13 protein-coding genes are annotated in these 8,184 nt (G+C 32.5%); all 13 read left to right on the top strand.

All coding sequences use genetic code 11. From position 1 onward, the window contains the following. Nucleotides 1-222 precede the first annotated feature (222 nt). On the top strand, nt 223-459 hold the full coding sequence (locus tag BMSHG_RS23755; RefSeq protein ID WP_019156962.1) for a hypothetical protein: 237 nt from the start codon (nt 223-225) through the stop codon (nt 457-459). A gap of 34 nt (nt 460-493) precedes the next feature. Continuing rightward, entirely contained in the window at nt 494-1,228 is a 735-nt protein-coding gene (locus BMSHG_RS23750; RefSeq protein ID WP_019156961.1) for a restriction endonuclease, read from the top strand. 64 nt (nt 1,229-1,292) lie between these two features. Continuing rightward, nucleotides 1,293-1,658, top strand: coding sequence for a hypothetical protein (locus BMSHG_RS23745; protein WP_019156960.1), 366 nt, complete (start codon nt 1,293-1,295; stop codon nt 1,656-1,658). Between the two features lie 269 nt (nt 1,659-1,927). Beyond that, nucleotides 1,928-2,128: a hypothetical protein gene (locus tag BMSHG_RS23740; RefSeq protein WP_019156959.1), complete on the top strand. Its 201-nt coding sequence runs from the start codon at nt 1,928-1,930 to the stop codon at nt 2,126-2,128. Between the two features lie 63 nt (nt 2,129-2,191). After that, nucleotides 2,192-2,470, top strand: coding sequence for a hypothetical protein (locus BMSHG_RS23735; RefSeq protein ID WP_019156958.1), 279 nt, complete (start codon nt 2,192-2,194; stop codon nt 2,468-2,470). Between the two features lie 47 nt (nt 2,471-2,517). Further along, nucleotides 2,518-2,754 (top strand): hypothetical protein, encoded by a 237-nt coding sequence (locus BMSHG_RS23730; protein ID WP_019156957.1) that lies wholly within the window; start codon nt 2,518-2,520, stop codon nt 2,752-2,754. Between the two features lie 127 nt (nt 2,755-2,881). Continuing rightward, complete coding sequence (locus BMSHG_RS27280; RefSeq protein ID WP_019156956.1) at nt 2,882-3,889, top strand: LPD28 domain-containing protein; 1,008 nt, start codon at nt 2,882-2,884, stop codon at nt 3,887-3,889. 51 nt (nt 3,890-3,940) lie between these two features. After that, the gene (locus tag BMSHG_RS23720) at nt 3,941-4,387 is read left to right on the top strand and encodes a hypothetical protein (RefSeq protein ID WP_019156955.1); all 447 of its coding nucleotides are present in this window, start codon (nt 3,941-3,943) and stop codon (nt 4,385-4,387) included. A 117-nt stretch (nt 4,388-4,504) separates the two neighbouring features. Then, on the top strand, nt 4,505-5,218 hold the full coding sequence (locus tag BMSHG_RS26880; RefSeq protein ID WP_019156954.1) for a thermonuclease family protein: 714 nt from the start codon (nt 4,505-4,507) through the stop codon (nt 5,216-5,218). Continuing rightward, nucleotides 5,215-5,757: a hypothetical protein gene (locus tag BMSHG_RS23710; protein WP_019156953.1), complete on the top strand. Its 543-nt coding sequence runs from the start codon at nt 5,215-5,217 to the stop codon at nt 5,755-5,757. Before BMSHG_RS26880 ends, BMSHG_RS23710 begins: the two co-directional genes overlap by 4 nt. Nucleotides 5,758-6,093: 336 nt before the next feature. Then, nucleotides 6,094-6,516 carry a hypothetical protein gene (locus BMSHG_RS23705; RefSeq protein WP_019156952.1) on the top strand — a complete coding sequence of 141 codons (423 nt, stop codon included), beginning with the start codon at nt 6,094-6,096 and terminating at the stop codon, nt 6,514-6,516. A gap of 465 nt (nt 6,517-6,981) precedes the next feature. Then, nucleotides 6,982-7,785 (top strand): YkgJ family cysteine cluster protein, encoded by an 804-nt coding sequence (locus BMSHG_RS23690; RefSeq protein WP_019156949.1) that lies wholly within the window; start codon nt 6,982-6,984, stop codon nt 7,783-7,785. A gap of 114 nt (nt 7,786-7,899) precedes the next feature. Continuing rightward, nucleotides 7,900-8,184, top strand: a complete 285-nt coding sequence (locus BMSHG_RS23685; RefSeq protein ID WP_019156948.1) for a hypothetical protein — start codon at nt 7,900-7,902, stop codon at nt 8,182-8,184.

Here is an 8,184-nt window from a genome sequence, read left to right as displayed (position 1 = left end):
AGTATAAAAGATATTGGATTCAAACTATTATAATCAAATAAAATGTGAATTTTTAATGACCGTTAATAAATATTAGCGGTCATTTTTCTGTTATTGGCACTTTGAATTAAAAAAAATTTGCTAAATTTGAGATAAGTCTATCACTATATTGAACTTAATATAAGAATAGTTGATATTGTACCATTATAATGGTACAATATAGGAGAGGAAGAACTTAATGCGATGAGTAAAGACCTTGAAAAACATATAAACGAACTACAACAGGAAAGTGAAATGTGGAAAAACAAGTATAGATTGACCAGAGGTACACTAGATGAATATATCGAAGAGTTTGACCGAAACCGAGTAGAACTGAGAACACTCAAAGAAGGTATCCAACAGTTAATCAATACTCCCCATTATACAAACTACGATAGAGTAAGAAAACTCAAAAAACTGATTTATCAAACCAAGAAATGATAACGAGCGTTTAAATATAGTGAGGTGACTGAGCATGAGTATGTATAGAAAACTAAGTCGAAAAGAGAAAGTTAATCGAGGTAGGTTAGTTAAATTATCCATGTTATCATCCTTCTCATTAAGTTTTTTCTTTATTGACGTTGGACTTTGGGGAGCTGCTATCATAGCAATTCTAGCTTACATAGGAACTTATATCGTTTTTGAAATTTTGGATTTTCAGAAGGGTAGAAAATTGGTTCAGTCCGGTATACACGACATTGATACGATGGATGGGTTTCAGTTTGAACATTACTTAGTAGAACTTTTCAAAAAGTACAATTACAAAGCTGTGCGTACGCCAGATAGCGGGGATTACGGAGCCGATCTATTACTTAATAAAGATGGCCAAAAAATTGTTGTGCAAGCCAAAAGATATAAGAAAAATGTTGGAATAAAAGCAGTACAAGAAGTATTGGGAGCAAAATTATTTTATAAAGCTGATGAAGCATGGGTAGTCGCTAACAGTGATTATACAAAGGCTGCAACTAAGTTAGCAGGAGAAAGTGATGTTCGTCTAATCGCAAGGAATGAGCTGATCAACATGCTTATGAAGTTACACAATAGCAACAATCAACCCAGCCCAAAAGAAATTAAAGCGACAGTGGAAACGAAAGACAAAAAAGTATGTTCTGAATGTGGTTCTGACATGGTTCTGAGAAACAGTAAGCATGGAGTATTTTATGGGTGCGTAACATTTCCGAAGTGCAAACATATCACTCCTACGAAGTAATTGTAAAAATTAATTAGTTTTGCAAAGTGTTCAATCGAGATTATTAAAATGGGAGGAAGTAAAAATGAATGAACAATACAGAATGGAGTATTACCAACCAGAAGAAACTATGAGCTTTGATCAAAAACACACAATTCTTTACACCTTTCAGTACGAAAATGCTTTTGCTCAAATAGTTACGTCGATGGGTGGAAATGTTGCAGGTGGGAGTGTAATGACCACTGAATTTGATTGTGGCCTTACAGTTCCAGTAGAGCATGAACTAACAAAGAAACATGTAGAATTTTACGATAAGGAAGATGAGGGACAACCATATCGGGAAGTAGGAAATGTTATTTTTTATTACCCTGGAGGAGAAACTATTAGACTTGATTTAGAAGATTGCTCGAACTATCTTGTTGGGATTCAAATAATTGGCTATACACCTTAATGCCTAACTGCTTTACTTTAGAACCAAAATGTACAGTAAAAGAAGGTGAGGAAATGTTTAAATTAGTATGTGTTTGTGGTTTAAAGTACGAATATGCAGATGTAATAAATCACGAAAGGTTTAGTTGTAAATGCGGTAGATCGATAGAAGTTCATTTGTATCCACCTTCAAAAAAGTGGTGAGGTGTAATGCACATTTCGAACAAAATATGAAACTCGTTGATTGAAAGTTTTCCTTAAAGGAAACTTATGAGTAAGGGAGTGAACTAAATGACAAGTATGAGCCAAGAAGAAATTAACGTTGATTTATCCGATGAAGTTCAACGATTAAAGAAAGAAGTTAGCAGGCTTAAATACACTTTACAAACATGCAAATACCACGCAGAAAGAATATGTAATAAAGGTTACGGAGAAACAATGGATGCTCACCAAATTGTTGAGGAAGTTGACTCTGTTTTAGGTGAGGATTAACCGAGCAGTCCGAAGTTTTAACGAAACAAACTGAGTAAAGGAATTTCCTAAGGAGGTTTGGGGATGGATATTTTGACTGATAAAAAAGTTAAGACTCGAAAATCTCATGTGTGTCATGGATGTGCCACATCTTATCCACCACAAACAGAAATGAGATATGTAACTTCCAAGGATGGTGGAGATATTGTATCAGCTTATTGGTGCAAAACATGCGACGAGGTTATAGAAAAGACATATGACCACATTGATTTAGAAAATGGAATTGGTTTCGGTGAGGTTAAAGACTTTGATATTCCTTTCTGGAAAGGTGTCTATTTGAAATATCAGCATGAAACAAAGTAAGCATCTTGTTTGATAAAACGAATTTCTGACGGTGAGGAAGTGCCTAAATGGATATTCAAAAAACAACTAAACTAAGGAATCAACTTGAATACATTAATCGTTCCAGTAACAAAATGGAGCACCATTTGAGGAATTCTATAGAAGTGGAGCTTTTAATGCACCTTGAAGAAGAAGGTTTAGGTCACTGGACAATTTCTCAATTGCTTAATCATTTACAAGAAATGAATGCCAATGGTGAAACTGAATCCTTCTATGCACTAGAAAATAGAAAAAAACGAGTATGAATTAATTAAACTCGATGATAGATATGTAGATGATATACATTTTAAGCAAAATGTTTCGTTCCAGAACCATTTAGCGACATAAAGTAAGTCTTATAATCTATTAAACATTTTTAAATAGGTGATAAAAATGGATATGTATATACAGTTTGAGTTTGAAGGGATAAAGATAGTTGCCAAGCAATTACCGTTCACCAAATTAGAAAAGTTATATGGTTTTTATTTTTATGATTTAACTCACCCCGAAGAAGATGAACATTTTCCAGATAAAATTGTAAAGGAAGGTTCTGTTCAGTTTAATTATTGGGGCAGCATCATGACGGATAAACCAATCGAACAGGTTGAGAATTTCGGAGAGTACTATATTGCAGATTGGGATGTAAATGAAGATGATGAAGAGATTCCCGTTCCTAACGAAGACTTTGTAAATTGCACACAATTTTACACATATGGATTTTATCTTTCATGCGTAGAGGGAATAGAAGAAGTCAAATTTCATAGATTGGATAATTTTCTAGACCTTATTAAACCTCACTCTTATTCAGCTCAAGAGTTAGAAATGGACCGTACCTGGAATATGCCTAACAAAAACACATTTGGTATTCATTCTATAAAAGAGTTGTTAGTGGAAGAATTAAAAGGTGGCTTAATCATAGACCCTTTTGCAAACAATAATAGCTTCGCTCATGTGACGAATGACTTGAATACGAAATTCGAAACAGATTATCATATGGATGCGTTAGAGTTTCTAAAATTGTTTGCTGATGAATCAGTTGATGTTGTGCTGTTCGATCCTCCATATTCACCCCGACAAGTAAAGGAAGCTTACGAATCAGTGGGATTAGATACTCAAAGTGGTAAGCTTACACGTTCATCTTATTGGAGTGATTTAAAAAAGGAGATTGGTAGGATACTACGAGTAGGTGGTAAAGCAATATCTTGTGGTTGGAATAGCGGTGGAATGAATGATAAAGAACTTTTCCATATCAACCGTATTCGACTAGTTGCTCATGGCGGAAATCACAACGATACGATTGTAACTGTATCTGTTAAGACGAATCGAATTAAAAACAGTCCAGTAATTGATCACGATAACATAACGAGTAATAGTAATTTCGAGCAAATGACTTTATGGTAAGGTGATTATTACACATTTCGAACATGATATGTCAAGAAAGGAGGATTATATTTGGGGATATTAGATCATGATTTATTGTGTGCTAAGTGTCATTCACCCATGAGAGAGGGGAATAGGGGACAGTCTAAAAGCATATGTACAAACCTCTGTTGTTCTCGCTCCTATCCTTTCTGGGAAGATGTTGAAAATGCGAATAAAAATAGACAAATTATTCCTACTAATAATAGGAATGAGCCTATTCCAAAATCAACAATAGATAAACATGTTAAGAGTTCATTAACACAAGGTGTAAATATTCTATTAACCATAATATTTATTCTTGCTATGATCTCTATGATTTTGGGTTGTCTTTTAGCATTAACAGAAATGACAACCCTTAGTGAGATTAAAACAAAATTATTCCCTTTTTTGTTCAAAAATTTAGGTGTCATGGGATTCATCACACTTTTGATATGTCTTAATAACTTTTTAGATAAACGAATGCAAAATAAAAATTAATATTTCTTTTCGATACTAATATGTATAGTAAAGTTCATTAAAGAGGAAAGGGAAGCTTCTTGTAAGCAACTAGTATTAATGAAATGCGCAAGCGGGTACATAGAGAGGATGTTGCATATGCAAAAAGGGTCATTTTTTTTAATTCTAATAACTATGTTATTCCTGTCGGGATGTCAAGATTCAAATTGGGTAGATGCAGCCAATGAAACAAGAGAAAAGTTTGGGGGTCGTATTGAAGCCAATCAAGAGAATAAAGAAGAAAACGGGAAAAAAGAGGATGAATTTCCTGTAAAAGAAGGACATTGGTATACCTGGAATATACCTGCAGGTTTGAAAGACTTGAGAGCACCCGACGATACGAAACTTATAGAAGCAAAAGTAATAAATGTAGTTGATGGGGACACAATAGATGTTCAAATTATTAATGGCAGTGAAGAACGGATAAGACTGATTTTAATAGACACGCCCGAGTCTAAAGGTGAATACGAAAAAGATCCAGAACCCTTTGCTATTGAAGCATATGAGTTTACTAAAAAAGCAATACAAGACAGAACAGTATGGTTAGAGATAGATAAAGAGGAAAGAGACCAATATGGTAGATTGCTGGCCTATATTTGGTTAGATGACGTTGTGGAAAATAAAGAAGTCTTAACAGACGATAAAGAAGTAGTGATTATTGGAGAAAAAATCGGAATGGTAACTTTAAACGCTCTTTTATTAAAAGAAGGACTTGCGAATGTAGCTGTATTTCCTCCAAATATTAAATATCAAAAACATTTTGAAGATATTCAAGGAGAGGCAAAAAAAGAGAAAAGAGGGATCTGGAATTGATCTTCTCTAACATCATAAAGAAAGAAAAAAGGAAATTTAACGGTTATTCAACAACAACTGAATATTTTGAGAGCATGAGAGACAGAGAACTTGAAAAGAAGATAGAAAAAAAGATGTGTGAAATAACTAAAAGAATCATGGAAGATGCAGAGTATGCTAAGAAAATGGAGCTAAAACTTCAAGAACTCATAAGTGAGTTAATGTACTGTTCTTATATTACCCTGCGTTCAATGTCTTTTATGAGTATATCTAACAGTGTTCAATTTGACACTGAACTTTATCAGCGTATTGTTTTAGAAATCTCTGATGATTTTCATAATTTGCCAACAGCAATGGATAGCATTAAAACTTTCGCGTTCAAAAACAGAGCCTATATTATCAGTAGAGCTGTTAGTACCCTCTGTACTGCAGAAAAATTCATAATCCCAATGGAATCCTTCAATCAAGCCAAAGAAATTTCAAATAAAATTTTAGACTTAGATACGGATAATGAAGAAAAGACATTGTGTAATCAGTATTTGTATAGTAACTTCAAGTAGCCCATTGGAAATGAGAGCCTATGAAACTACACTTCACAAGATATAGTGGGTTCGGAGTCGATCCTAAAGATCATATTTGAGAGGACCGAGGGAGATTAAAATGAAAGATTATTATATCTGTAAAAAAAGAACGGTAAATTTAAGGTTGGAACTATTATAAAGATTATATCTGATGATGACTCAATATGTACGGTCAGCGATGGAAAAAATTTAATTAGAATCACAAAATACGGAGAATTACGTGATTTATTCGAACATATAAACTTAGGGATTCTAATTAATTATAAGAAAATACCAAGAATTGAATATCTATTCACTATATTAATGGGAAAATTAATGGGAGAAGAAGATACGGAATCTTATTATTTTGTAATTGGAAGAGATATTTATGATCGAAAAGAATCCCGGGTTAACATTAATGAACATAGAAAACAATCTTCCAAATTTATAGACATTATATTAACGAAAATAGCAAAAATTAGATTTGAGATTGAAGAAATTTACTTCCAGTCTCACGAAACCTTAAATGTTAGCCTTCAAACACTATCTGCTTATTTTGATAAATTGAATGATGTTGAACTTGATAAAGAGGTGGATCGAATGATTGAGTTTGTTTCACGACTTGAAAATTTAAGTGAAGAAGTAAAAAGTAAATCAGTACTTCCTTCTCAAAATATCCTTCTTAACTCTTTAAATAATCATAGGAAGTTAGTTGATTCTGCAATTGCTAGCTTAGAGTTAATTAATAAAACCAAGTAAGAAATTGAGAATTACAAAAATAAAGGAGTGAAATAATTGTGGGAAAGAATGTAACAAATACTCAAGAACGCGAGGAACTGATTGGATGGTGCACCTTACTATCATCTTACAATGAATCCTACTTTGAAAGAATGTCTGATGATAAGTTAAAAGAAACATATAAAAAATTGTCACAGGAGAGATAAGGCTAAAAAAGGCGGGATTAACATTGCTCGATTCGTTCTTTAATGTATTTCAGTTTGAATGGTTCCTGATAGTTGCAGCGATAGTTATGATTTTACTGATACTAAAATTCATAGGAAAAATGATTGCGATTATATCTACTCTAATTTTTATAGTCGTGATATTTTCAAAACTTAGTATTTAAAGATTTATAAACGTTCGTTATTTTTTCAAATATCAACACTACTAAAACTATAAAGTTAATGTTTCAAAAACAAAATACACTAAATAGGGGATAGTATAATGAGAAATGAACCTTGCTTTTGTGGAAGTGGGAAGAAAGCAAAAAAATGTCATCATGACATTCAATCAAATAGCGCTTTTGCCGAATTGATAAAATTACAAAAAGAAATAGATAACACAATTACTAATAATGTTGGTGATGTTCCTTGTCAAAAAGGATGCTCTAATTGCTGTTATGAACCTTTTTCGATAAGTAGTAGCGAGTTTTATTTTATTATGAATCACATAATTGAAAATGAGGGAGAAGAAGCTGCAAAAGAAATTATAAAAAAAGGAGCCCGAATTTGGAGAGAAATTGAGCAAAATAATCCAGAGTTAGCAACTAAATTAAAGATTAATATTGATGGACAAGTAGGAGACAAATCACTTTTTAAATTAATGTATGACACTGTTAATTCTAGTTCAGCACTAAAGTATCCTTGCCCATTCTTAAACGAAGAAACTAGAAGTTGTTCTGTTTATGATGTAAGGCCCTTAGTATGTAGAACCTATGGTGTCGGTTATTTAACAGAACATGTATCAACAGGAGCTTTATGTGATTTTATACCTAATGGAGAAGATCATAAAAAAAACATGGTTAATTTAACAGGGTATCTAGAATCAGTGGAACAGTGGACTCAAGTTGATACAAAAGAATATGGAAGGGTATATGATCGTCCGTATCCAATCTTTTATTTTATGAGTCTACAAGAACAAAATTGGTCAACTCATTCAAGACTAATTAACGAATTAAAACAATTCTCCACAAAACAAGTAGCTTTGAATAAAGTTACACGAGCTAAAAATAGGAATCTATCAAAGTAGAATTTATAACACTTTGCTCTGAGCAAAGTGTTTTTCTTTCTAAATAAAACTAAAGTAGAAATGGATATATTAAGCTGTTAAACTAAAATAGAATTCAGAAAGGAGTAGCATAATATGAAAAAGCATTTAGTTTTTCGTACCAATAACGGAAAAGACTATCTATATGATGTTTTAAGAGCTGATAATTTAGTTCAAGCAGGCGATATGTTGGCCGATAAAATAATAGAAAAAGATTTAAAAGACACAGGGATCTATACACTCGTTGAACAAATTGATTTTCATTATAAAGAAAATAAAGTGATTTTCCCTAAAGATACTAAAATATTTAAGGTTTTCAACCCTCCAAATGATATTAGTCATATTCAATTTTTAAATGACCAATTAAAAATAAAGAGTTAA

Origin of the sequence: Robertmurraya massiliosenegalensis JC6 (genome assembly GCF_000311725.1) — a bacterium.
GTDB lineage: Bacteria > Bacillota > Bacilli > Bacillales > Cytobacillaceae > Robertmurraya > Robertmurraya massiliosenegalensis.
The sequence above is the reverse complement of the archived record's forward strand: the minus strand, read 5'-3'. Positions and strand labels throughout refer to the sequence as shown.